Source organism: Kitasatospora sp. NPDC058243, assembly GCF_042882025.1.
Classification (GTDB): Bacteria; Actinomycetota; Actinomycetes; order Streptomycetales; family Streptomycetaceae; genus Kitasatospora.
Window position 1 is genome coordinate 1 of record NZ_JBHVWW010000102.1, and the last position, 24,479, is coordinate 24,479.

The 24,479-nt window shown below is 74.4% G+C and carries 19 protein-coding genes and 1 pseudogene; 16 read left to right on the plus strand and 4 right to left on the minus strand.

The window, feature by feature from the left end; all coding sequences use genetic code 11:
- Window positions 1-383 precede the first annotated feature (383 nt).
- On the plus strand, window positions 384-1,262 hold the full coding sequence (locus ACFVX9_RS37620; protein ID WP_079136336.1) for a tetratricopeptide repeat protein: 879 nt from the start codon (window positions 384-386) through the stop codon (window positions 1,260-1,262).
- A gap of 90 nt (window positions 1,263-1,352) precedes the next feature.
- Here ACFVX9_RS37620 and ACFVX9_RS37625 read toward each other — a convergent pair whose 3' ends face one another.
- Window positions 1,353-2,723 carry a DUF1015 family protein gene (locus tag ACFVX9_RS37625; protein WP_079135935.1) on the minus strand — a complete coding sequence of 457 codons (1,371 nt, stop codon included), beginning with the start codon at window positions 2,721-2,723 and terminating at the stop codon, window positions 1,353-1,355.
- Window positions 2,724-2,815: 92 nt separating this feature from the next.
- On the opposite strand from ACFVX9_RS37625, the gene ACFVX9_RS37630 reads away from it, so the two are divergent.
- Both ACFVX9_RS37630 and ACFVX9_RS37635 read left to right on the plus strand, forming a co-directional pair.
- On the plus strand, window positions 2,816-3,415 hold the full coding sequence (locus ACFVX9_RS37630) for a tetratricopeptide repeat protein (protein WP_380379772.1): 600 nt from the start codon (window positions 2,816-2,818) through the stop codon (window positions 3,413-3,415).
- An 86-nt stretch (window positions 3,416-3,501) separates the two neighbouring features.
- A complete protein-coding gene (locus ACFVX9_RS37635) occupies window positions 3,502-4,539 on the plus strand; it encodes an HAD-IIA family hydrolase (protein WP_380379775.1) in 1,038 nt (345 codons plus the stop codon).
- A 95-nt stretch (window positions 4,540-4,634) separates the two neighbouring features.
- On the opposite strand, the gene ACFVX9_RS37640 is transcribed toward ACFVX9_RS37635, so the two are convergent.
- On the minus strand, window positions 4,635-4,982 hold the full coding sequence (locus ACFVX9_RS37640) for an SCP2 sterol-binding domain-containing protein (protein WP_063349643.1): 348 nt from the start codon (window positions 4,980-4,982) through the stop codon (window positions 4,635-4,637).
- A gap of 177 nt (window positions 4,983-5,159) precedes the next feature.
- Here ACFVX9_RS37640 and ACFVX9_RS37645 point away from each other — a divergent pair, with 177 nt between their 5' ends.
- The 4 genes from ACFVX9_RS37645 (at window position 5,160) to ACFVX9_RS37660 (ending at window position 8,096) form a co-directional block, all read left to right on the plus strand.
- The gene (locus ACFVX9_RS37645) at window positions 5,160-6,068 is read left to right on the plus strand and encodes a histone H1-like repetitive region-containing protein (protein WP_387986545.1); all 909 of its coding nucleotides are present in this window, start codon (window positions 5,160-5,162) and stop codon (window positions 6,066-6,068) included.
- Window positions 6,052-6,240 carry a hypothetical protein gene (locus ACFVX9_RS37650; RefSeq protein WP_063349645.1) on the plus strand — a complete coding sequence of 63 codons (189 nt, stop codon included), beginning with the start codon at window positions 6,052-6,054 and terminating at the stop codon, window positions 6,238-6,240. Before ACFVX9_RS37645 ends, ACFVX9_RS37650 begins: the two co-directional genes overlap by 17 nt.
- On the plus strand, window positions 6,237-7,094 hold the full coding sequence (locus tag ACFVX9_RS37655) for a TlyA family RNA methyltransferase (protein ID WP_380341245.1): 858 nt from the start codon (window positions 6,237-6,239) through the stop codon (window positions 7,092-7,094). The genes ACFVX9_RS37650 and ACFVX9_RS37655 overlap by 4 nt, the downstream gene beginning before the upstream one ends.
- 93 nt (window positions 7,095-7,187) lie before the next feature.
- Window positions 7,188-8,096 (plus strand): NAD kinase, encoded by a 909-nt coding sequence (locus ACFVX9_RS37660; protein ID WP_063349647.1) that lies wholly within the window; start codon window positions 7,188-7,190, stop codon window positions 8,094-8,096.
- A 19-nt stretch (window positions 8,097-8,115) separates the two neighbouring features.
- Here the strand turns inward: ACFVX9_RS37660 and ACFVX9_RS37665 are convergent, their stop codons facing one another.
- Window positions 8,116-9,615: a PLP-dependent aminotransferase family protein gene (locus ACFVX9_RS37665; RefSeq protein WP_380487840.1), complete on the minus strand. Its 1,500-nt coding sequence runs from the start codon at window positions 9,613-9,615 to the stop codon at window positions 8,116-8,118.
- Between the two features lie 132 nt (window positions 9,616-9,747).
- Here ACFVX9_RS37665 and ACFVX9_RS37670 point away from each other — a divergent pair, with 132 nt between their 5' ends.
- The 3 genes from ACFVX9_RS37670 to ACFVX9_RS37680 all read left to right on the plus strand — a co-directional run bounded on the left by ACFVX9_RS37670 (window position 9,748) and on the right by ACFVX9_RS37680 (window position 13,678).
- Window positions 9,748-10,443: a YitT family protein gene (locus ACFVX9_RS37670; RefSeq protein ID WP_380487838.1), complete on the plus strand. Its 696-nt coding sequence runs from the start codon at window positions 9,748-9,750 to the stop codon at window positions 10,441-10,443.
- A gap of 88 nt (window positions 10,444-10,531) precedes the next feature.
- Entirely contained in the window at window positions 10,532-12,265 is a 1,734-nt protein-coding gene (recN, locus tag ACFVX9_RS37675) for a DNA repair protein RecN (protein ID WP_380487847.1), read from the plus strand.
- Window positions 12,266-12,499: 234 nt separating this feature from the next.
- Window positions 12,500-13,678 carry a glycosyltransferase family 4 protein gene (locus tag ACFVX9_RS37680; RefSeq protein WP_387986550.1) on the plus strand — a complete coding sequence of 393 codons (1,179 nt, stop codon included), beginning with the start codon at window positions 12,500-12,502 and terminating at the stop codon, window positions 13,676-13,678.
- 13 nt (window positions 13,679-13,691) lie between these two features.
- Here the strand turns inward: ACFVX9_RS37680 and ACFVX9_RS37685 are convergent, their stop codons facing one another.
- Complete coding sequence (locus tag ACFVX9_RS37685; protein WP_063349651.1) at window positions 13,692-15,698, minus strand: glycoside hydrolase family 15 protein; 2,007 nt, start codon at window positions 15,696-15,698, stop codon at window positions 13,692-13,694.
- A 720-nt stretch (window positions 15,699-16,418) separates the two neighbouring features.
- On the opposite strand from ACFVX9_RS37685, the gene ACFVX9_RS37690 reads away from it, so the two are divergent.
- The 6 genes and pseudogenes from ACFVX9_RS37690 to ACFVX9_RS37715 all read left to right on the plus strand — a co-directional run.
- Complete coding sequence (locus ACFVX9_RS37690; protein WP_079135937.1) at window positions 16,419-18,098, plus strand: CTP synthase; 1,680 nt, start codon at window positions 16,419-16,421, stop codon at window positions 18,096-18,098.
- A 186-nt stretch (window positions 18,099-18,284) separates the two neighbouring features.
- Complete coding sequence (locus ACFVX9_RS37695) at window positions 18,285-18,839, plus strand: NUDIX domain-containing protein (protein WP_387986554.1); 555 nt, start codon at window positions 18,285-18,287, stop codon at window positions 18,837-18,839.
- A 175-nt stretch (window positions 18,840-19,014) separates the two neighbouring features.
- Window positions 19,015-21,216 (plus strand): AAA family ATPase, encoded by a 2,202-nt coding sequence (locus tag ACFVX9_RS37700; RefSeq protein WP_387986557.1) that lies wholly within the window; start codon window positions 19,015-19,017, stop codon window positions 21,214-21,216.
- Window positions 21,217-21,477: 261 nt separating this feature from the next.
- Window positions 21,478-22,593 (plus strand): alanine dehydrogenase, encoded by a 1,116-nt coding sequence (gene ald / locus ACFVX9_RS37705; protein ID WP_063349655.1) that lies wholly within the window; start codon window positions 21,478-21,480, stop codon window positions 22,591-22,593.
- A 481-nt stretch (window positions 22,594-23,074) separates the two neighbouring features.
- Window positions 23,075-24,142, plus strand: a complete 1,068-nt coding sequence (locus ACFVX9_RS37710; RefSeq protein ID WP_208869108.1) for a ParA family protein — start codon at window positions 23,075-23,077, stop codon at window positions 24,140-24,142.
- Window positions 24,139-24,479 (plus strand): annotated as a pseudogene (locus ACFVX9_RS37715) (hypothetical protein); the annotation flags it as partial. The gene ACFVX9_RS37710 and the pseudogene ACFVX9_RS37715, both read left to right, overlap by 4 nt.

The following is a 24,479-nucleotide window of genomic DNA, read 5'->3' on the forward strand; positions in this document are numbered from 1 at the left end:
GTGGTGGCTTCCGTCGTGACGACCGCCCCTCGGGCGGTGGTTTCAACCGTGACCGTGGCGACCGCCCCTCGGGTGGTTTCAACCGCGACGACCGCGGTGGCGACCGTGGTGGCTTCCGTCGTGACGACCGCCCCTCGGGCGGTGGTTTCAACCGCGACCGTGGCGACCGCCCCTCGGGTGGTGGTTTCAACCGCGACCGTGGCGACCGCCCCTCGGGTGGTTTCAACCGCGACGACCGCGGCGGCGACCGTGGCGGCTACCGCGGCAACCGCGACGACCGCCGTGACGACCGGGGTGGCTACGACGACCGTCGCGGCAACTACGAGCCCGTCAAGCGCCTGCCGATCCCGGAGGACGTCACCGGCTTCGAGCTGGACGGGGACGTGCGCCAGGAGCTCAAGAGCCTTCCCAAGACGCTCGCGGACGACGTCGCCCGCAACCTGGTGATGGTGGCCCGCCTGCTCGACACCGAGCCGGAGGAGGCCTACCAGTTCTCCCGCGTCGCGCTCCGTCTGGCCTCCCGCGTGGCTGCCGTCCGTGAGGCGGCCGGTTTCGCCTCCTACATGACGCAGCGGTACTCCGAGGCGCTGACCGAGTTCCGTGCCGCCCGTCGGATGACCGGCCGTGCGGACCTGTGGCCGGTGATGGCCGACTGCGAGCGCGGTCTGGGCCGTCCGGAGCGGGCCCTGGCGATGGCCGGTGAGCCCGAGGTGAAGCAGCTGGACAAGGCCGGCCAGGTCGAGATGCGTCTGGTCTCCGCCGGCGCCCGCTCCGACATGGAGCAGTTCGACGCGGCCGTGGTGACCCTGCAGAGCCCGGAGCTGGCCTCCAGCGCCGTGCACCCGTGGACCGCGCGTCTTCGGTACGCCTACGGCGAGGCGCTGATCGCGGCCGGCCGTGGCGACGAGGCCCGTGACTGGTTCGCGAAGGCGGCCGAGGCCGACACCGAGGGCACGACCAACGCGGCGGAGCGCCTGGCCGAGATCGACGGCGTGGAGTTCGTGGACGCGCTCGACCCGGAGATGGCCGAGGAGGAGTTCGAGCAGGCCGACGCCCCTGCGAAGAAGCGCGGCGGCGAGGCCTCCGACGACCGCGTGATCTTCGAGGACGAGGAGAACGTCGAGGAGTACTACGACGAGGACGACCTCGAGATCGACGAGGAGTTCGACGGCGTGGTGCCCGCGCGCGCCACCGAGGCCAAGGACGAGGCCAAGGACGAGGCGAAGGCTGACGCCGAGGCCAAGGGCGACGCCCGCAGCTGAGCGGTTCCGACCGACGAGTGAGGCCCTGCCCGCTTCCCCTGAAATTCAAGGGGAAGCGGGCAGGGCCTCTTCGCGTTCCGGCGGGGGAACCTAGCCCAGTTCGAGGTTGCGCAGCACCAGTCCGGTGGCCGGCTTCGGCCCGAAGGAGGTGGACTTGCGCGGCATGGTGACGCCCTGTTCGGCGAGTCTGCGGACCACGCTCTCCCGGACCGGGTGCAGCAGGACGGCGGTGCCGCCGGTGCGCGCGGCCTCCTGCTCGGCGGCTGCGGCGGTGTGCAGGTAGCCGATGTCGTCCGGGCCGTCGGGGACGTGCCAGGTGCGGTCGAGCAGGGTGGCGTGCAGGACGGTGGCGTCCAGATGGCGCCACTCCTCGGGCCGGTCGTGCGGCACGGTGGCGTCGAGCAGTGCCTCCTCGGGCTCGCCGAGCAGCCAGTACACGCCGTCCCCGCCGGTCAGTATGAAGCCGTTGCCGCCGTGCCGTTTCTGTTCGGCGAGGGCCTGGAGGGCGGCGGTCAGCGGGCCGGGGACCTCCTTGACCTTCCACTGGTCGCCGAGCCTCTCCAGCGCCTCGGCCACCGGCAGCCGGTACAGCACCCGGTGGATGGCCCGGACCCGCAGCGGGTAGCGGGCGGTGTCCACCAGGAGCACCAGGCCGCGGTCCCACGGGCTGCGCGGCAGGTGGCGGTGCTCGCGCTGGAGGCGGAGGTACATCTCCCAGCGGTGGTGGCCGTCGGCGATCAGGGCCCGGCAGGTGGCGAGGTCGCGGCTGATCTCGGCGATCTCGGCGGGGTCGGCGACGGCCCAGAGGCGGTGGTGGGTGCCGTCGCTGGTGGCCGTGGAGAGCAGTGGCTCGCCCTGGACGGTCCGCTCGATGACGCCGGAGGCGCCGCCGCTGCCGCGGTAGGTGAGCAGCAGCGGTTCGAGGTTGGCCCGGGTGGTGCGCATCAGGCCGACCCGGTCGGCGACCGGCCGCGGCATCACGTCCTCGTGGGGGAGGACCACGCCGGCCTCGCGACCGCTCACCGCGAGGGCGCCGATCAGCCCGCGTTGGAGCAGCTCGGGGGAGTCGCCGGTGGCTGGCACGCGCTGCTCGTAGACGTAGAGCGCGGGCGCCGGGTCGGCGGCGAGGATCCCCTCGCGCTGCCAGGCGGCCAGGAGCCGGGCGGCGTGCCGGTACTTGGTGTCGCGGTCGGGCCGGTCGCCGGCGTCCTCGGGCTCGGGCCTGGGCAGGATCAGCCGGACCACGTTGTGCGGGTCGGCGGTCTCCAGGTCGAGCCGACGGCCGGGGTCGACGACGTCGTACGGCGGTGACATGACCGCAGCCAGCGCGCCGACCCGATCGGGGACGTAGCGCAGGCCTTGGAAGGGTGACAGGGACAGGCCTGCGGTGGCGACGTGCCCGGGATCGCCGGGGCCGCCCTCGGGAGTCTCGACTCCGTCTTCTGCACTGGGTGTGCTCATTCTGGGCATCGTAACCGGGTACGCGTTGTTGAGAGATCGGAATACCCGTGCTGACCTGTGGGACGGGTGTGCGACCGAGGGCGAGGTACCGCATGGACGACGGGCAGGAACGGCTGGACGGCAGCGGCCCGGCCGAGCAGGGCGGGTTGGACGGCGCCGGTGGCGGGGGTGCGCAGGTGCACGGCGGCGTGCCGGCGCAGGGGCGTTCCGGCGAGCCGACCGGGGACGTGTACGACTGGTTCCGGCGCGGCGGGAGGCTGCTCGCCCAGGGCAACGCGGCGGCCGCCGAGCAGTTGCTGGTCCGGGCGGCGGCGGCCGAGCCGCAGTCGCGCAGCATCCGGGAGACGCTGGCGCGGGCCCAGTTCGACACCGGTTCGTACGCGGCGGCGCTGGAGAACTTCCGGGCCGTCGCGCTGGCCGATCCGTCGGACGACTACGCTCAGTTCGGGTGGGGCGTCGCGGCGGCCCGGCTGGGCGACTTCGAGACGTCCGCCGAGCACCTGGCGCTGGCCGTGGCCATGCGGCCGGGCACCGAGCACTACCAGGCGGCGCTGCGGCAGACCAGGGCGACCCTGGCGGCCCGCGCCGGGGCGTTCGGGCCGCTGCTGCCCGGGGCACCCGGGTACCTGGCGCCCCCGCCGGGCCCGGACGGGGCGCCGACGGGCGACGCCGGTGCGGACGACGAGGTCTGACCGGCTCGGGGCCCACCGGCTCAAGGGCCGACCCGCTCGGGGGCACCCGAGGAAGCGAACGACGCAGTGAATGAGGTAGCGCAGCCATGACCGCACCGACCACCACCGTGCGACGGACCGCCCCCGGCGGCAGCGAGCAGCCGTTGACCGAGGCGTACGACACGGCGCTGCTGGACCTGGACGGCGTGGTCTACGCGGGCCCGCACGCGATCGAGCACGCCGTGGACGCGCTGGCCGCCGCCCGGACGGCCGGGATGCGGCTCGCGTACGTGACCAACAACGCCTCCCGCCCGCCGCGGGTGGTGGCCGAGCACCTGACCGGGCTGGGCGTGCCGGCCGAGCCGGCCGACGTGATCAACTCGGCGCAGGCGGCCGCCCGGGTGGTCGCCGAGCAGGTGCCGGCCGGGGCGAAGGTGCTGGTCGTGGGCGGTCCGGGGCTGGAGGAAGCACTGGCCGAGCGCGGGCTGGTCGCCGTCCGCTCGCTGGCCGAGGAGCCGCTCGCGGTGGTCCAGGGCTACGACCCGTCGGTCGGCTGGGCGCAGCTGGCGGAGGCCGCGTACGCGGTGCAGCAGGGGCTGCCGTGGGTGGCCTCCAACACCGACCTGACCATCCCGACCGCGCGTGGCATCGCGCCCGGCAACGGGACGCTGGTGGCGGCGGTGCGGGCGGCCGCCGGGGTGGACCCGGTGGTGGCGGGCAAGCCGCAGCCGCCGATGCACCGGGAGACCGTGCTGCGGACCGGCGCGCGGCGGCCACTGGTGGTCGGCGACCGACTGGACACCGACATCGAGGGCGCGTTCAACGGCGGGGTGGACAGCCTGCTGGTGTTCACCGGGGTGACCACCCCGGCGCAGCTGCTGGCGGTCCCGGCCGAGCACCGGCCGACCTACCTGTCGGCGGACCTGCGCGGGCTGCTGGAGCCGCACCCGGCGGTCACGACCGGGGCGGACGGCTTCGGTTGCGGCGGCTGGGTCGCGTCGGCCGCCGGTGGCGTGCTGCGGCTGGACGGCGGCGGGGACCGCTGGGACGGTCTGCGGGCGCTGTGCGCGGCGGCGTGGACGGCGCTGGACGCGGACGGCGCACCGGCCGACGGGCGCAAGGCCCTGGCCGAGCTGGGGTTCTGAGCCGCCGCACGGCGCTCAAGGCGAGGGCGGTCGGGGCCAGGACGCTCAAGGCGAGGGCGGTCGGGTCCAAGAGGGAAGGACCACGGCGGCCGGGTTCAGAGCAGGGTGCGCAGCCGCAGCAGGTCGCGGAAGCCCGCCTCCAGCCGGATCCGGCCGCCCGCCCAGGCGGACGCGAAGTTGAGCCCGCCGAAGACCACGGCGACCAGGTCGTCGCTGCTCATGGTGAGCCGGATCGCCGCCTTCTCGGCCGGGGCGCCGGAGGCCGAGGCGAGGCCTTGGATCCGGCCGTCGCGCAGTTGGCCGGTGAAGGTCAGGTCGAGGTCGGTGATCCGGCAGCTGAGCGAGCGGTCGAGGGCGGCCGCCTTGCGGACGTCACCGGTGGACTTCGCCATGTTCCGGCTGAGCTGTTCCAGCGCCTCGCGGCACTCCTCGGCGTTGGCCATGGCGGTGGTTCCCCTCCCTGGGCTTCCTGGTGGTTGCGGCAGGTGACGGCGATGGTCCCTGCCGGGCCACGGTACCGCAGGCGGGTTTTGGCGGTAGCGTCGTCCGTGGGGTGCCCGGATCGGCCCGGGCACCGACGGCGACGGAGCGATGCGCGCAGGCGCTAAGGAGGCACCCGGATGCTGCCGAGGACGGTGCGGGGAGTGGTGGAGGTCGCCGCCGGGCTGGCGGAGGAGGTCGGCAAGCGGGTCGTCGGGACGGCGGCCGTGATCCTGGAGCGGACCGGGGTCGACGTCACCGAGGTCGAGCGTCGGCTCGGCGGGCAGTTCCCGCCGTCGGCGAAGACGCTGCAGACGCTGGCGGAGGAGGCGGTCACCGCCGGGCGGGCCGGGGTGGACCTGGCCGTCGGGGTGGCGCGCGGCGAGGTGGAGAAGGCCTTCGAGAAGGTCGGCGACCAGGTGATGAAGGTCGGCGTGGTGCTCGCCTACCTGGAGAGCAAGCTGCGCGAGGTCGAGGAGGAGGCCGAGCCCGCGGTGCGGTCGGCCGGGGCCGACGAGGCGGCGGAGCCGACGCCGGCGCCCCGGGCGGACGACCTGTTCGGGCGCGGCTGGGAGCGGGCGGACGAGCAGCCGGCGGCCCCGGTGGCGGGGGAGCCGATAGTGGCCGAACGGGTGGAGGTGGACGAGCCGGTCGAGGTCGACCCGCCCGTCCCGCCGGTACGGCCGTCGCTACCGGGGAAGGCCGCCGCGAAGCGGACCCCGGCGAAGAAGGCCCCGGCGACGGAGCAGACCTCGACGGAGAAGGTCCCGACGGAGAAGGCCCCGACGGAGCAGACCCCGGCGGCGGGCCGGGCCGGGGCGAAGAAGTCCCCGGCGAAGAAGGCGGCCGCCAAGAAGCCGGTGGCCAAGAAGACGGCCGCCAAGAAGACGACCGTGCGCAAGACGGCCGTCAAGAAGACCGCCACCGCGCAGCAGGCCGCCGCCGAGCCGGTCGCGCAGCCCAAGGCGCCCGCGAAGCGCACGGCGACGAAGAAGACCACCGTCCGCAAGGCCACCAGCACGAAGAAGCCCGATGACCGGACCAGCTGAAGCCGTCGAACCGCTCGGCGTGGAACAGACCCCGACCGGCCACCCCGTGGTGGACGCCGGGCTGGCCCGGCTGGAGGCCCTGGACGGGGTGCCGGCCGAGGCACACGTCGAGGTGTACGAAGATGTTCACCAGCGGCTGGCCGACACGCTGGCCGCGCTCGACCAGGAATGACCCTGGAACGACCCGCAGGACTCGTAGGAGCTGAAACACCAGTGGCAGTGGCACGACGCCGACTCGACGCGGAGCTGGTCCGCCGCAAGCTGGCCCGGTCGCGTGAGCACGCGTCCGAGCTGATCGCGGCCGGCCGGGTGACCGTCGGAGGCACCACCGCGACCAAGCCGGCCACCCAGGTGGAGACCTCGGCGGCGGTCGTGGTGGCCAAGGACGACAACGATCCCGACTACGTCTCGCGCGGCGGGCACAAGCTGGCCGGGGCGTTCGCCGCCTTCGTCCCGCAGGGCCTGGTGGTCGAGGGCCGCCGGGCGCTGGACGCGGGCGCCTCCACCGGCGGCTTCACCGACGTCCTGCTGCGGGCCGGCGCGGTCGGCGTGCTGGCGGTGGACGTCGGCTACGGGCAGCTCGCGTGGTCGCTGCAGAGCGACGAGCGGGTGACGGTGATGGACCGCACCAACGTCCGGGAGCTGACCCTGGAGCTGATCGGCGGCACCCCGGTCGACCTGGTGGTCGGCGACCTGTCGTTCATCTCGCTGGGCCTGGTGCTGCCCGCGCTGGCCGCCTGCGCGGCCGGGGACGCGGACCTGGTGCTGATGGTCAAGCCGCAGTTCGAGATCGGCAAGGAGCGTCTGGGCAGCGGCGGGGTGGTGCGCAGCCCGCAGCTGCGTGCCGAGATGGTGCGCCAGGTCGCCGGGCAGGCGTGGGGGCTCGGGCTGGGCGTGCGCGCCGTCACCGCGAGCCCGCTGCCGGGCCCGTCCGGGAACGTGGAGTACTTCCTGTGGCTGCGCCGGGACGCCCCGCAGCTGGATCCCGCCGAGGCGGACCGGGCCGTCGCGGAGGGGCCCCGATAGGGTGCTGTGGGGGCGTCCGGTCCGTCATGCTGTGTGACGCGGCCGTACCGGGGCCGAAGGCGACCCGGCAGGCGTGAGGGAGAGGGCAGCGGCATGAGCGATGAAGAACGTACGGTCTTCCTGATCGCGCACACCGGCCGGGCGGCGGCGCTGCGCAGCGTCGAGGCCCTGGTGCACGGGCTGCTGAAGGCGGGCATCCGGATCAGACTGCTCGCCTCCGAGGCGCTGGACCTGGACCTGCCGGACGGGGTCGAGAAGGTGGCCGGGGGGCCGGGCGCGGCGGACGGCTGCGAGCTGATCCTGGTCGCCGGCGGGGACGGGACGCTGCTGCGCGGGGCGGAGCTGGCCCGCGAGCACGGGCTGCCGATGCTCGGGATCAACCTGGGCCGGGTCGGGTTCCTCGCCGAGGCCGAGCGGGACGATCTGGCCGTGGTGGTCGAGCGGGTGGTCGACGCCGACTACGAGGTCGAGGAGCGGATGACGATCGACGTCATCGTCCGCACCAACGGCGATGTGGTGCACCAGGACTGGGCGTTGAACGAGGCGTCGATCGAGAAGGCGTCCCGGGAGCGGATGCTGGAGGTGGTGACGGAGGTGGACGGCCGCCCGGTCTCCAACTTCGGCTGCGACGGCGTGGTGTGCGCGACGCCGACCGGTTCCACCGCGTACGCGTTCTCCGGCGGCGGGCCGGTGGTGTGGCCGGAGGTGGAGGCGCTGCTGATGGTGCCGATCTCCGCGCACGCGCTGTTCGCCCGCCCGCTGGTGACCTCGCCGGATTCGGTGCTGGCCGTCGAGGTGCAGCCCAAGACCCCGCACGGCGTGCTCTGGTGCGACGGGCGACGCACGGTCGAACTGCCCGCCGGCGCACGGGTGGAGGTCCGCCGGGGGCAGACCCCGGTGCGCCTGGCCAGACTGCACCGGGCGCCGTTCACCGACCGGCTGGTGGCCAAGTTCGCGCTGCCGGTGACGGGTTGGCGCGGGCGGGCGAACACCCACTGCTGACGGCCCGTCGGGCCGCTGGTCAGATCGCCAGCGGCGGGGTGTCGCCGGGCGGCCCGTACCGGCCGCCCGCCGTCGCCCGGGCGGCGGTCTCGGCGAGCCGCTGCACGGCGGCGGGGACGGCCGGGGCCGGCACGGTGAGCGGGATCCGGACGTGGTGCTCGAACGCGCCGTCCGAGCCGAACCGGTTGCCCGAGGCGATCCTCACCCCGGCGCGTTCCCCGGACCGGGCCAGCGCCGCGCCGGACAGCCCGCCGGTGGACACCCAGAGCGAGAGCCCGCCGGGCGGCGGCGTGAACGACCAGCCCGGCAGGTGCTCGGGCAGTGCGGCGGCGAAGGCGTGCGCCGTCGCCCGCAGCCGGTCCAACTGGTGCGCCCGGACGGCGGGCAGCGGCTCGCCCAGCAGTTCGGCGGCGATCAGCTGCTCCAGGACCGGCGTGCCGACGTCGCTGTAGACCCGGTCGGCGGCCAGCCGGCGCACCAGCGCGGGCGCGGCCCGGACCCAGCCGATCCGCAGGCCGCCCCAGAGCAGCTTGCTGGCCGAGCCGACGGTGACCACCTGGGCGGACCGGTCCAGCGCCGCCATCGGGCGCGGCAGCGGGACGGACTCCGGTACGCCCCAGCCGAGTTCGGCGGTGGTCTCGTCGACCAGGACGACGCTGCCGGCGGCCCGGGCGGCGGCCAGCAGCTCGCGGCGCTGCTCCTCGCCGATCAGTGCGCCGGTCGGGTTGTGGAAGTCCGGGATCACGTAGGCGACCTTGGGCGCGGCCCCGCGCAGCACCCCGCGCCACTCGGTGAGGTCCCACTCGGGCTGGGGGCGGTAGCCGTACGGCACCGGCACCAGGCGGGCGCCGGTGATCCGGAGCGCCTGGAGGGTGTGGGCGTAGCTGGGCGCCTCGACGGCGACGCGGTCGCCGCGGCCGATCAGCGCCCGCTGGACCAGGTGCAGCCCGCCCATCGCGCCGGTGGTGACGAGGATCTGGTCGGGGGTGGTGGGCAGGCCGCGCTGGGTGTAGCGGCGGGCGAGGGCCTCGCGCAGCACCGGGACGCCGGTGGGGTAGTGGCCGTGCCCGGCGGCGTAGCAGGGCAGCTGCTCGACGGCCCGGACGGCGGCCTCGCCGAGGAAGGGCTGCGGGGCCGGCAGGGCGGCGACGCCGAGGTCCAGGGTGCGGCCCTGCTCGTCCGGGGGGACGGGGTGCAGCGCGTCGCTGGGCGGCGGGGCGCCGTCGGGCAGGGTGGTCCAGCTGCCGGCGCCGCGGCGGCTGAGCAGGTAGCCGTCGGCGCGCAGGGTCTCGTAGGCGGTGGCGACGGTGGTGCGGCTCAGCTCCAGGGCGCCGGCGAGTTCGCGCTCGGCGGGCAGCCGGGCGCCGACCGGCAGGCGGCCCTCGGTGACCAGCAGCCGGATCTGCCCGGCGAGGGTCCGGTAGGCGGGGCGGCGGGCGGTGGCCGGCTCGGGCAGCCGGGCGGCGGCGAGCAGCCGGGCGAGCGCGGGCGGGGTGACGGTGGTGTGCCAGTCGGCCAAGGCTGATCAGTCCACTTGCTCGAAATTGGCCCTGGAGCGGGCTCTATTGGCCTGACCATCATGGCAGTGCGGCCGTCGAGTCCGCCACCGCCGGGGCCGCCCGGGGTGCAGCACCACCCGCAGGAGCGCCCGATGGCCACCACGACCACGCCCACGACCACGCCCGAACCCGCCCCGGAGGCCGCCCGGCCCCCGCTCGCCGCCCGGGTGCTCGGCGACACCCACGCCCTGGGCCGCCGGATCCCGCAGCTCGCCGTCGGCCTCTACCTGTACGGCGCGAGCATGGCGCTGATGCTGCGCTCCGGCCTCGGCCTCGACCCGTGGGACGTCTTCCACCAGGGCCTGCAACGCGTCGCCGGCCTCTCGGTGGGCACCTGGGTGACCATCTGCGGCGCCCTGGTCCTGCTGCTGTGGATCCCGATCCGCCAGCGCCCGGGCGTCGGCACCGTCGCCAACGTGCTGGTGCTGGGCGCCTCGATGGACCTCACGCTGCGGCTGGTCGACGGCCCGCACGGGCTGCCCGCCCGGATCGCGCTGATGGCCGCCGCGATCCTGCTCAACGGCCTGGCCACCGGCCTCTACATCGGTGCCCGCCTGGGCCCCGGCCCGCGCGACGGCCTGATGACCGGCCTGCACCGGCGCACCGGGCGTTCGCTGCGGCTGATCCGCACCGGCATCGAGGTGACGGTACTGGCCGCCGGCGTCCTGCTGGGCGGCACCGCCGGGGTCGGCACGGTCGCGTACGCACTGGCGATCGGCCCGCTGGTGCAGATCTTCCTGCCGTGGTGCACGGTGCCGGGACCCGGGCAAACGCCCCGGAAGGGGTGAACTTCCGGGCACGGAGTTGCCGCGCGGCGTTGCCGCTCGTCGCGCGCCGGGGGTGGAACCTCGTAAGGTCGTCTCCGTGTTGGACGAGATGCGGATACGGGATCTTGGGGTCATCGACGACGCGGTGGTCGAACTCGCCCCCGGCTTCACCGCCGTGACCGGTGAGACCGGCGCCGGAAAGACCATGGTCGTGACCAGCCTCGGCCTGCTGCTCGGCGGCCGCGCCGACCCGGGCCTGGTGCGCAACGGGGCCGGACGCGCCGTCGTCGAGGGCCGGCTGGAGCTGCCCCCCGGCTCCCCGGCGGCGATCCGCGCGGCCGAGGCCGGGGCCGAACTGGACGAGGGCGCCCTGCTGATCAGCCGGACCGTCTCCGCCGAGGGCCGCTCCCGGGCGTACGTCGGCGGTCGGGCCGTCCCGGTCGGGCTGCTCACCGAACTCGGCGAGGAACTGATCGCCGTGCACGGCCAGACCGACCAGCAGCGGCTGCTGCGCCCGGCCCGCCAGCGCGGCGCGCTGGACCGTTACGCGGGCGAGGCGGTGGCCGAGCCGCTGGCCCGCTACCGGGAGACCTACCGGAGCCTGCGCGAGGTCTCGGCCACCCTGGAGGAGCTGACCACCCGGGCCCGTGAGCGCGCGCAGGAGGCCGACCTGCTGCGCTTCGGCCTGGACGAGATCGCCGCCGCCGAGTCGGTGGCCGGCGAGGACACGGAGCTGGCCGCCGAGGCCGAGCGGCTGGGCCACGCCGACGCGCTGTCCTCCGCCGCGACCCTCGCCCACGCCGCCCTGGCCGGCGACCCGGCCGACCCGGAGGCACTGGACGCGGGCACCCTGCTCGCGCAGTCCCGCCGCGCCCTGGACGCCGTGCGCCACCACGACGAGCGCCTCGCCGGCCTCGCCGACCGCCTCAACGAGGTCGGCTACCTGCTCGCCGACGTGGCCGGCGACCTGGCCGGCTACGCGGACGACCTGGACGCCGACCCCGTCCGGCTCGCCGCCGTCGAGGACCGCCGGGCCGTCCTGGCCCAGCTGCTGCGCAAGTACGGCGGCCCGGAGAACTCCCTCGCCGAGGTGCTCGCCTGGGCCGAGGCCGGCTCCGCCCGGCTCGCCGAACTCGACGGCGACGACGACCGGATCGACCAGCTCGGCGCCCAGGAGACCGCGCTGCGGGCCGAGTTGGCCGAGCTGGCGGCCGAGGTGTCGGGCGCCCGGCAGGCCGCGGCCGGGCGTTTCGCCGACGCCGTCTCCGCCGAACTCGCCGAACTGGCGATGCCGCACGCCCGGGTGACCTTCTCGATCGCCCAGGTCGACGACCTGTCGGGGATCGAGGTCGACGGCCGCACCGTCGCCTACGGCCCGCACGGCGTGGACGAGGTCGAGGTGCTGCTCGCCCCGCACCCCGGCGCCCAGCCCCGCCCGATCGCCAAGGGCGCCTCCGGCGGTGAGCTGTCCCGCGTGATGCTCGCCGTCGAGGTGGTCTTCGCGGGCGCCGACCCCGTCCCCACCTACCTGTTCGACGAGGTGGACGCGGGCGTCGGCGGCAAGGCCGCGGTCGAGATCGGCCGCCGGCTGGCCAAACTGGCCGAATCCGCCCAGGTCGTGGTGGTCACCCACCTGCCGCAGGTCGCCGCCTTCGCGGACCGGCACCTGGTGGTGGAGAAGACCAACGACGGCACCGTGACCCGCAGCGGCGTCAAGGTGCTGAACGACGAGGAGCGGGTGCGCGAACTCTCCAGGATGCTGGCCGGCCTGGAGGACTCCGAGCTCGGCCGGGCCCACGCCGAGGAACTGCTGGCCGCCGCCCGGGCCCCGCGCCACCGCTAACGCGGGTCCGGCAACCCCCGGCCGGACCTGCTGCGACAGGCCCTGGCCGGGGCGTCCGACCCACCGACAGGGCCGGGTGGCCCTTGCGGACGGAAGGCGACGCGCCCCCGGTGGCGCCGACTGTCCAAGAGGGCCGCCGACCTGGCATGGTGGCGGCTGGACACTGGCTTTCCAGTCCCGAGCGCCGCCGACGGGCAACCCTCGCGAAGCGGCGCGCGAACCTGATCGAGTCGGATGCGAGAGAACGTGGACCATTCCGCCGCCCGGGCCGCCGCTGCCACCCCAGAACCGGGGCAGCTGCACGTGGTACTCGTCCTGGCCGCCAGCACCGGCGGTATCGGTGCCCACGTGCGCTCCCTGGCGCAGGGCCTCGTCGCGCACGGCGTGATCGTCACGGTGTGCGCCCCGGCCGGCACGGACGCGCTGTTCGGCTTCTCCCGCACCGGCGCCAGGTTCCACACCGTCGACATCACCCCCACCGCCGGCGCCCGCAGTGACGCCGCCGCGATCGGCGAGCTGCGCCGGGCCTTCACCGGCGCCGACGTGGTGCACGCGCACGGGCTGCGCGCCGGGCTGCTCGCCGACCTCGCCCTGCGCACCGCCGGCCGCTTCCCGGGCCTGCGCCCGGAGACCCCGCTGGTGGTCACCTCCCACCACGCGCTGCTGGCCACCGGCCTGGAGCGCCGCCTGCAGCGGCTGATGGAGCGCCGGGTCGCGCGCGCCGCCGACCTCGTCCTCGGCGCCTCCTCCGACCTGGTCGCCCGGGCCCGCGAGCTGGGCGCCACCGACGCCCGGCTCGGCCCGGTGGCCGCCCCGCCGATGCCCGAGGGCCGGCTCGACCGGGCCGCGGCGCGCGCCGCGCTGCTCGGCGACGGCCCGGACCGGCCGCTGGTGCTGGCGGTCGGCCGGCTCGTCCCGCAGAAGGCCTTCGGGCTGCTGCTGGACGCCACCCGCGAGCTGTCCGTGCTGGACCCGGAGCCGCTGCTGCTGCTCGCCGGGGACGGGCCGGAGGCGGCCGGGCTGCGCGAGCGGGTCGCCGCCGAGAAGCTGCCGGTGCGGCTGCTCGGCTTCCGCACCGACGTGCCCGACCTGCTGGCGGCCGCCGACGTGGTGGTGGTCGCCAGTCGTTGGGAGGCCCGCTCGCTGGTGGTGCAGGAGTCGATGCGGGCCGGCGTGCCGGTGGTCGCCACCGCCGTCGGCGGGATCCCCGAGCTGGTCGGCGACGCGGCCGTGCTGGTGCCGGCCGGCGACCCGGTCGCGATCGGCGGGGCGGTGCGCGGGCTGCTGGCCGACCCGGCGGGCCGCGAGCGGCTGGTGGCGGCCGGCCGGCAGCAGGCCGAGACCTGGCCGGACGAGGCCGCCACCGTCGCCCAGGTGCTCAGCACCTACGACGAGCTGGTCCAGCGGGACTAGGCCCGCCGGACCGCTAGACCGTCGCCTGTTCGACCCGCTCGGCCGCCAGGCCGTCCGGCTGGGCGGACAGGTAGGCGCCGCCGCAGGCGGTCAGCCGCAGTGCGGTGTCGATCAGCGGGACGTGGCTGAAGGCCTGCGGGAAGTTGCCGACCTGGCGCTTGAGCCGCGGGTCCCACTCCTCGGCGAGCAGGCCGAGGTCGTTGCGCAGCGCGAGCAGCCGGTCGAACAGCTCGCGCGCCTCCTGCACCCGGCCGATCATGGCGAGGTCGTCGGCCAGCCAGAACGAGCAGGCCAGGAAGGCGCCCTCGTGGCCGGAGAGGCCGTCGACGTTGTTGCCGCTCTCGTCGTGGGTCGGGTAGCGCAGCACGAAGCCGTCCTCGGTGGACAGCTCGCGCTGGATCGCCTCGATGGTGCCGATGACGCGCTTGTCGTCCGGCGGCAGGAAGCCGACCTGGGGGATGAGCAGCAGCGAGGCGTCCAGCTCCTTGCCGCCGTAGTACTGGGTGAAGGTGTTGCGCTCCGGGTCGTAGCCCTTCTCGCAGACGTCCCGGTGGATGGTCTCGCGCAGCTCGCGCCAGCGCTCCAGGTGGCCGTCGGAGGGGGCGTCCTCGGGGGTCTGCTCCAGCAGCTTGATCGTCCGGTCGACGGCGACCCAGGCCATCACCTTGGAGTGGACGAAGTGCCGGCGCGGGCCGCGGACCTCCCAGATGCCCTCGTCCGGCTCCTGCCAGTGGTCCTCCAGGTACTCGATCAGGCGCAGCTGGAGGTGGTGGGCGTGGTCGTTGCGGACCAGGCCGGTCATGTGGGCCAGGTGCAGGGCCTCGACGACCTCGCCGTAGACGTCCAGCTGGAGCTGGCCGGCCGCGCCGTTGCCGACCCGGACGGGCTGCGAGCCCTCGTAGCCGGGCAGCCAGTCCAGCGAGGACTCGGTGAGCTCGCGCTCGCCGGCGATGCCGTACATGATCTGGAGGTTCTCCGGGTCGCCGGCGACGGCGCGCAGCAGCCACTCGCGCCAGGCCTTGGCCTCGTCGCGGTAGCCGGTGCGCAGCAGCGAGGAGAGGGTGATCGCGGCGTCGCGCAGCCAGGTGTAGCGGTAGTCCCAGTTGCGCTCACCGCCGATGTCCTCGGGCAGCGAGGTGGTGGGGGCGGCGACGATGCCGCCGGTGGGGGCGTAGGTGAGGCCCTTGAGGGTGATCAGGGAGCGGATCACGGCCTCGCGGTAGGGGCCCTGGTAGGTGCACTGGGCGGCCCACTCGTGCCAGAAGTCGGTGGTGGCGTCGAGCATCTCCTCGGCGTCCGGGGCCTTCGGCGCGTCCAGGTGGGAGGCCTGCCAGGTGAGGGCGAAGGCGATCCGCTCGCCGGCGGTGACGGTGAAGTCGGCGTAGGTGGTCAGGTCGCGGCCGTAGGTCTCGGACTCGCCGTCCAGCCACACCGAGTCGGGCCCGGCCACGGCGACGGTGCGGTGGCCGCCTCCGGCCTGCTCGACCCGGTGCACCCAGGGCACGATGCGCCCGTACGAGAAGCGCATCCGCACCGCCGAGCGCATCCGGACGGTGCCGGCCACGCCCTCGACGATCCGGATCACCTGGGGGACGGCGTCGCGGCCGGCCAGCGGGCGCGGCGGCATGAAGTCGATCACCCGGACGGTGCCGCCCTGGGTGTCCCACTCCTGTTCCAGGACCAGCGAGTCGCCCCGGTAGCGGCGGCGGTCGGCGGGCACCGCGGGGGCGGCCGCGGTGGGCGGCGGGACCCTCAGATCGGCGGTGTCGGTGAAGCGGGGGAGGCCGAGGGCGGGGGCGGCCGGGGTGGGGGGTGCCGCGGGGGTGGGGACTTCGGTCGCGACGGCTTCGGCCGGACCGATCCGCCAGAAGCCGTGTTCATCGGTGCCGAGCAGGCCGGCGAACACGGCCGGAGAGTCGAAGCGGGGCAGGCAGAGCCAGTCCACCGCCCCGTCCCTGCTGACCAGGGCAGCGGTCTGCATGTCCCCGATGAGTGCGTAGTCCTCGATACGGCCGGCCACGTGGATCTCCAGTTCGCAATGTGGTCACGACGCATCGGCGATCTGGGGGAGCGAACGGTCTGCGGGGCCGGAGCCCACCCCGGGACGTCCGGCCCGCCGAAGGGTGGTGGCGGGCCTTGCTGGAGTGTCCGCGCGGGGCTCGGTCGAGCCCCTGGGGTGGGAGGGGAGGAGCTGGAATACGGGGAGGTCCGGTCGCGCATCGGGGACCGGGAGTGTCCTGACCTCCCACGCCCTCCGCGTGCTCGTGCTGTCGGCGATGCGTCCGTGCAGCTTACGACGGACGAAAGGGGCGAAGCACGCGGGCGCAGCCTCGTGTGGCGCCACAATTCGGCGGAAATGCCGTGCATCGCGAGGACGCCGGGCAGGATGGTCCGGACGGATCAGTTCCGCCTGGTCCCAGTGGAGGGGCTGTCATGGCCCGAATGGAGTGCTCCGAAGTGGCCCGGTCCGGCCGTGGTGCGACCGGTGTGACGGCTGCGCCGGATGATGCGCCGGTGGTGCGCCCCGCGCACGCCCCCGGGGCGCCGCGAGCGGGCCGGAAGGCGTCCGGGTCGGGTCACTGATACCCTGGTATCCCGTGGACCGGTGGGATCAAACGCCCCGGACCAGCCGAATCGACGACCCCCCGAGTGCCGTGCACCGCACCGCCTCCCGTCGTTCGGCGAGTCGAGAGCATCCCGCCCACGTCACCTTCGACACGCGACCCACGGGAGCCCCCTCTTGGCACAGCCCCATTCCGGCAAGGCAGCGAACGGCCGCGCCGTGACGACCAAGCACCTCTTCGTCACCGGGGGTGTCGCCTCTTCGCTCGGCAAGGGCCTCACCGCCTCCAGCCTCGGCGCGCTCCTCAAGGCCCGCGGCCTGCGCGTCACCATGCAGAAGCTCGACCCGTACCTCAACGTGGACCCGGGCACCATGAACCCGTTCCAGCACGGTGAGGTCTTCGTCACGGACGACGGCGCCGAGACCGACCTGGACATCGGCCACTACGAGCGGTTCCTGGACACCAACCTGCACGGTTCGGCGAACGTCACCACCGGCCAGGTCTACTCCACCGTCATCGCCAAGGAGCGACGCGGCGAGTACCTGGGCGACACCGTCCAGGTCATCCCCCACATCACCAACGAGATCAAGTCCCGGATCCGCCGGATGGCGACCGAGGACGTCGACGTGGTGATCACCGAGGTCGGCGGGACCGTCGGCGACATCGAGTCGCTGCCGTTCCTGGAGGCCGTCCGCCAGGTCCGCCACGAGGTCGGCCGGGACAACGTGTTCTTCGTGCACGTCTCCCTGCTGCCGTACATCGGCCCCTCGGGCGAGCTGAAGACCAAGCCCACCCAGCACTCCGTCGCCGCGCTGCGCAACATCGGCATCCAGCCCGACGCGATCGTGCTGCGCGCCGACCGCGAGGTCCCGCAGGCCATCAAGCGAAAGATCTCGCTGATGTGCGACGTGGACGAGGAGGCCGTGGTGGCGGCGATCGACGCCAAGTCGATCTACGACATCCCCAAGGTCCTGCACGGCGAGGGCCTGGACGCCTACGTGGTGCGCCGGCTCGACCTGCCGTTCCGCGACGTGGACTGGACCACCTGGGACGACCTGCTGCGCCGTGTCCACGAGCCGCAGCACATCGTCAAGGTCGCCCTGGTCGGCAAGTACATCGACCTGCCCGACGCCTACCTGTCGGTGACCGAGGCGCTGCGCGCCGGCGGCTTCGCCAACAACGCCCGGGTCGAGATCAAGTGGGTGACCTCGGACGACTGCGAGACCCCCGAGGGCGCCCGGGCGCAGCTCGGCGACGTGGACGCGATCTGCATCCCCGGCGGCTTCGGCGACCGCGGCGTCAACGGCAAGGTCGGCGCCATCACCTTCGCCCGCGAGAACCGCGTCCCGCTGCTCGGCCTGTGCCTGGGTCTGCAGTGCGTGGTCATCGAGGCGGCCCGCAACCTGGCCGGCCTGCCCGAGGCCAACTCCACCGAGTTCGACGCCGCCGCCAAGCACCCGGTCGTCTCCACGATGGCCGAGCAGCTGGCCATCGTCGACGGCAAGGGCGACCTGGGCGGCACCATGCGCCTGGGCCTGTACCCGGCCAAGCTCGCCGAGGGCTCGATCGTCCGTGAGGTCTACGGCGGCGAGCAGTACGTCGAGGAGCGCCACCGCCACCGCTACGAGGTCAACAACGCCTACCGCGCGGACCTGGAGAAGACCGGCCTGCAGTTCTCCGGCCTCTCCCCGAAGGGCGACCTGGTCGAGTACGTCGAGTACCCGCGCGAGGTGCACCCGTACCTGGTGGCCACCCAGGCCCACCCGGAGCTGAAGTCCCGCCCGACCCGCCCGCACCCGCTGTTCGCGGGCCTGGTCAAGGCCGCCATCGAGATCAAGACCACCGCGGCCGAGTAAGTCGTCGGTCGTTCACCGGACGGCGGGCCCGCGATTCCCCCGGGGGCACCGTCCGGGGTTCGATTTTTTTGCACCCAAAAAAAAGGGAGAGCGACGGGCGAGCAACGCGACCAAGGGAGCTTCCACGCGGCCGAGGAGTGGGAGGTCCGGGAGAGCCGGACGCCGTTCCAGGGCAAGGTCACCGGCGTGCGCAGCGAAGAGGTCCGGATGCCCGACGGCAGCTGGGCCCGCCGCGACTACCAGACCCACCCCGGCTCGGTCTCCGTGCTCGCCCTGGACGACAAGCAGCGGGTGCTGGTCCTGCGGCAGTACCGCCACCCCGTCCGCCAGCGCCTGTGGGAGCTGCCCGCCGGCCTGCTCGACGTGCCCGGCGAGAACCCGTGGCACGCCGCGCAGCGCGAGCTGTACGAGGAGGCGCATTGCAAGGCCGACACCTGGCGCATCCTCGCCGACTACTACACCTCCCCCGGCGGCACCGACGAGGCGCTGCGGATGTTCCTCGCCACCGACCTCGCGGAGGCCGAGGGCGAGCGCTACGCGGCGCAGGGCGAGGAGCAGGAGATCGAGGTCGCCTGGGTGCCGGTGTCCGACCTGATCCGGCTGATCCACGCCGGGCGGCTGCACAACCCGACCCTGATCACCGGCACGCTCGCCGTGCACGCCGCGCTCACCGGACCGGACGGGCTGGACGGGCTGCGCCCGGCGGACTCGCCCTGGCCGGCCCGGCCCTTCGAGGGGTGAGCGAACGGCCCGTACGCCTCCTGAGCACCCTGCTGTTGATCCGCGAGGGTGATTTACCGGTTCGTACGACCGGATGTCACCTCGGCTGAGCCGGACGGTCGAACTACGCTTCGCAGACAGGGCGCCCGTCCCGGGCCGCCTCCGCTGAGGCCGGATGACGTCGGGAGTGGCACGGGTGGCGAGGAAGACGGCGACGATGGACCCCGGCCCCGACGCGCCCGTCGGGGCCGTTCCGGGCCTCGACCGGCTGCCGGCCGGGCCCGCACTGTTCGTCGGGCGGCGCACCGAGCTGGCCGCGCTGCGGGCGGCCGCCGCGCGCCCGGCCACCGGCCGCAGCCCGGTGCTGGTGCTGGCCGGCCGCCCCGGCTCCGGCCGCACCACGCTGGCGGTCCGCTTCGCCCGCACCGCCGCCGCGGACCACCCCGACGGCGTGCTCTTCGCGCGCCTGTCCGCCCCCGACGGCGGCCGGGTGACGCCCGCCCGGGCCGCCCGGCTGCTGCTGGAGCAACTCGCCCCCGAGGCCCCGGTGCCGCTGCCCGGCGCCACCGGGGACGGTCGGGACGAGCCCGCCTGCGTCGCGCTGCGCGAGGCGCTCGTGGGCCGCCGGGTGCTGCTGGTGCTGGACGACGTCCGGGACGCCGGGCAGCTGTGGCCGCTGCTCGCCGACGAACCCGGCTGCCTGGTGCTCGCCACCACCGCCGGGCCGCTCACCGGCATCGAGGACATCGACCCGGTGATCCTCGGCGGGCTCGACCGGCAGGCCTCCGGCGAACTGCTCGCCGACCTGGTCGGCGGCACCCGGATCTCCTGCGACCCGGTCGGCGGCGCCGACCTGGCCGAGGCCTGCGCGGCCCGGCCGGCCGCGCTTCGGCTGATGGCCGGGTGGCTGCGCGGCGACCCGAAGGCGGCCGTCACCGAGGCGGCGCGCGAGCTCACCCGGGTGGTGGGCGAGGAGTCGGCGCGGTCGGCGGCGCCGAAGGGGGAGGGGGAGAAGGCGGAGAAGCCCGTCCAGGGGCCGAAGACCGCCCAGGCGCCGACGCCCGGGAAGGCGGCGAAGCCGGTACCGGGGGCGGCGTCGGGGAAGGCCGCGAAGCCCGTTCAGGGCGCGGCGCCGGGGAAGGCCGCGAAGCCCGTACAAGGGCTGAAGGCTGCCCAGGCGTCCACGCCCGGGAAGGCCGGGAAGGCCGCGACGCCCTCGCCACCGGGGGAGAAGCCGGCCGAGGGCCCGGCGCCGGAGCCCGCCGCCGCCGAGACGGCCGGGGAGCAAGCGGCCTGGGTGAAGCCCGGCCCGGAGCCGGCCGAGCCGGTGCCCGTCCCCGACAGCGACCCGCTGATCGGCGCGTTCACCCTGCTGTACGGCACCCTCCCGGCCGCCCAGGCGCGGATGCTGCGCACCCTCACCCTGGCCCCGGCGCAGACCGCCGACCCGCGCACCGCCTCCGCCCTGGTCGGCTGCCCGGCACCGGAGGCGGCTGTGACGCTCGCCGCACTGGCCGAACGGGAGCTGCTCGGCCAGGAGGCGCCGGCCGCCGACGGCAGCCCGCGCTACCGGGTGCCCGGCCGTCTCTACCCGAGGCTGGTCCGGCTGCGCGAGCAGGAGGACCGGCCCGCCGAGACCGAGCTCGCCCGGGCCCGGCTGCTGGAGCGGCTGGTCCGGCTCACCGAGTCGGCCCGCGCCCTGCTGGACCCGTCGGGCGGCCCCGGGCCGGACCCGCTGCCCGCCGCCCTGCGGCTGGGCTCGGCGGCGCACGCCCGGGAGTGGCTGCTCGGCGAGCGGGACCTGCTGCTCGGGGCGGTGGCCGACGCGATCGGCCAGGGCGACCTGGACGGTTCGGCGGGCCGGCTGGTCACCGCGCTGCTGCGGACCCTGCCGCTCACCGGCGCCGCCCCCGCCGACCTCTACCGGCTGCACGAACTGGTGCTGACCGTCGCCGAGCGGCACGGCCGACCCCGCCGGGCCTCGGCCGCGCTGCTCAACCTGGGCGACCTGCAGGCCGCCGCGGGCCGCTGGGAGCAGGCCGTTGCGCACTACCGGGCCGCCCTGGAGCACGCCCGCACGGCCGGGGACGAACCGCTCTGCGCCCGGGCCCTGGAGGGCGCCGCCGGCTGCCACCGCGCGCTCGGCGACGCGGTGCGCGCCGCCGACTGGTACGGGCGGGCGCTCGGCCTGCGGCAGTCGATGGGGGAGCCCGCCGCCGAGGCCCGGCTGCTCGCCCGGGTGGCCGAGGCGCACACCGCGCAGCGCCGTTTCGACGAGGCGGACCGCGAGTACCGGGCCGCGCTGGCGGTGCTGCGCAGGCTCGGCGACGAGCGCGGCCGGGAGGCCGTCGGGGCCGCCCTCGCGGACCTGCGGGAACGCGTCGACGCCGGGTGGTGAGGGGTATTTCGGAGGTATTGTCGAAGATGCCCGGTTAACACACCTTTGGTGGGAAGATCGCAAGGGAAGCCTACGAACCTGCCAATGTGTTCGGCAGATTTATTCACTTTGGAAGGCTGACACGCCGACTGGGCTTCATTACACTCGAACTCAGTCGCGCAGCGATCCCCGCCCCGGGCTGCCCCGGAGGCTTCCCCACGTGCGCGTCGCCCGCCGGTCTTCTCCGGTAGGGACCCCCATGGCAAGAGGACGTGTTTAGCCGTGAAGGTCGGCATCCCCCGCGAGGTCAAGAACCACGAGTACCGCGTGGCCATCACGCCCGCCGGCGTGCATGAGCTGGTCCGCAACGGACACTCGGTCTACATCGAGGACAACGCCGGTGTCGGCTCCTCGATCCCCAACGAGGAGTACGTGGCCGCCGGCGCCACCATCCTCCCCACCGCCGACGAGGTGTGGGCCACGGCCGACCTGCTGCTGAAGGTCAAGGAGCCCATCGCCTCCGAGTACCACCGGCTGCGCAAGGGCCAGACCCTCTTCACGTACCTGCACCTGGCGGCCGACCGCGCCGGCACCGACGCGCTGATCGCCTCGGGCACCACCGCCATCGCGTACGAGACCGTGCAGCTCGGCAACGGCGCGCTGCCGCTGCTCGCCCCGATGTCCGAGGTCGCGGGCCGTCTCGCCCCGCAGGTCGGCTCGTACCACCTGATGCGCCCGGCCGGCGGCCGCGGCGTGCTGCCCGGCGGCGTGCCCGGCACCCACCCGGCCAAGGCCGTCGTCATCGGCGGTGGCGTCTCCGGCTGGCACGCGGCCACCATCGCCATCGGCATGGGCTACGACGTGACCCTGCTCGACCGCGACATCAACAAGCTGCGCGAGGCCGACCGCATCTTCGGCACGAAGATCAAGGCCATCGTCTCCAACACCTTCGAGCTGGAGAAGGCCGTCATCGAGGCCGACCTGGTCATCGGCGCGGTGCTGATCCCGGGCGCCAAGGCCCCGAAGCTCGTCACCAACGAGCTGGTCTCCCGCATGAAGCCGGGCTCCGTGCTCGTCGACATCGCCATCGACCAGGGCGGCTGCTTCGAGGACTCGCACGCCACCACGCACGCCGAGCCGACCTTCCAGGTCCACAACTCGGTCTTCTACTGCGTGGCCAACATGCCGGGCGCCGTCCCGAACACCTCCACCTACGCGCTGACCAACGCGACGATGCCGTACGTCGTCGAGCTGGCCAACCGCGGTTGGAAGGAGGCGCTGCGCCGTGACCCGGCGCTCGCCAAGGGCCTGAACGTGCACGAGGGCCAGATCACCTTCCCGGCCGTGGCCGAGGCCTTCGGCCTGGAGTCGGTCTCGCTGGAGAGCGTGCTCGCCTGATCCGGTGATCCAGTGATCTGCTGATCCGGCGATCCGCTGATCTGGCGATCCAGTGATCCGGTAGGCCGCCCGGCGGTCGTTCGCCCCCGACCCGATCCCCTCGGGCCGGGGGCTTCGCCGTGCCCGTGAACGGGTGGTTGAGCGGGCGGGTCGCTCTGTCGTCAATTTCTGTCGGTCGTGTCACCCCACCGCAGAAACGTTAGGGTCAACGGCCTACTCATCCCTTGACATCGGCCCGCCCGATAGTCGACACATCCGGCCCACTACCGTGGATTGTGTTGCTGCGAACGCCTTGAACGGCCTAGAGTCGCAAACCGTCGGCATGCTGCCACGCTGACGAATCGACATAGAGTCCTGGATGCCCAAGGAGGTAAGACGACTTGTGAATGAGTCGACATTTGCTCCCGGGGGTGGTCAGCCAGGACTGGCGGAGCGCACCGCCGGCCAGCCGAGTGAGGAGCCCGGGGCCCGGCAGCCCTCCGTGGGCTCGGCCGAGGTCGGCTCGGTCGCACTCCGTACCTTCGAAGCACGCCAGAACACAGCGCAGGTGACCACGGTGACCGATCACGACGCCGACTTGGCGGCCTACGGCCTGGCCTACGGCGAGTTCGCCTACGGTGCCTACGACGACCCGGACGCCGAGTACGAGCCGGACCCGGAGTACGCCGCCACGCTGGCCCCCGACGCCGCGCGCCAGCGCCGCGAGCGGGTCGGCCCGACCGGCCGCCCGCTGCCGTACTTCCCGATCCCCGCCCCGGTCGCCGAGCACGGCCCCGCGCAGATCATCGCCATGTGCAACCAGAAGGGCGGCGTCGGCAAGACCACGTCGACCATCAACCTGGGCGCCGCGCTGGCCGAGTACGGCCGCCGGGTGCTGCTCGTCGACTTCGACCCGCAGGGCGCGCTCTCGGTCGGCCTCGGCGTCAACCCGATGGAGCTCGACGTCACCGTCTACAACCTGCTCATGGAGCGGGGCCTGACGGCCGATGAAGTGCTGCTCAAGACGGCCGTGCCGGGCATGGACCTGCTGCCGTCCAACATCGACCTCTCCGCCGCCGAGGTGCAGCTGGTCAGCGAGGTGGCCCGGGAGTCCGCGCTGGCCCGCGCGCTGAAGCCGCTGCTGCCCGACTACGACTTCGTCATCATCGACTGCCAGCCCTCGCTGGGCCTGCTGACGGTCAATGCGCTGACCGCCGCTCACAGCGTCATCGTCCCGCTGGAGTGCGAGTTCTTCGCGCTGCGCGGCGTCGCACTGCTGACCGAGACCATCGAGAAGGTGTGCGAGCGGCTTAACCCCGAGCTGCGCCTGGACGGCATCCTCGCGACCATGTACGACTCGCGCACCGTGCACAGCCGCGAGGTGCTGGCGCGCGTCGTCGAGGCGTTCGGCGAGCACGTCTTCCACACCGTCATCGGGCGGACCGTGCGCTTCCCGGAGACCACCGTCGCCGGCGAGCCCATCACCACGTACGCGACCAACTCGGTCGGTGCCGCCGCCTACCGCCAGCTCGCCAGGGAGGTGCTCGACCGGTGCCGCCCCGCCGAGTGAGTCTCCCGGGGGCCGACGAGCTGTTCCGGACCACCGGCGGGATGGCGCTGTCGCCCTCCCTCGCGCCGCGTCCGGCCGCCGAGGCAGCCAGAGCGGAGACCGCGCGGACCGTCCACGGCACGGACGGCGCCGAAGGCGCCGAGGACGCCCAGGACACCCAGCGCACCGGCGAGGCCGGGCGGCAGCCGTCCCAGGACCAGCAGCCGGCCGCCGGCGCACCGGCGGGCGCCCAGCCGCCCGCCCAGCGCTCCGCCTCGTCAGCCGGGCCCCAGGGCGCCGTGCCGGCCGGCCGCCAGCACCCCGGCGCCGCCGAGGAGCAGGCCGGCGGCACCGGGCG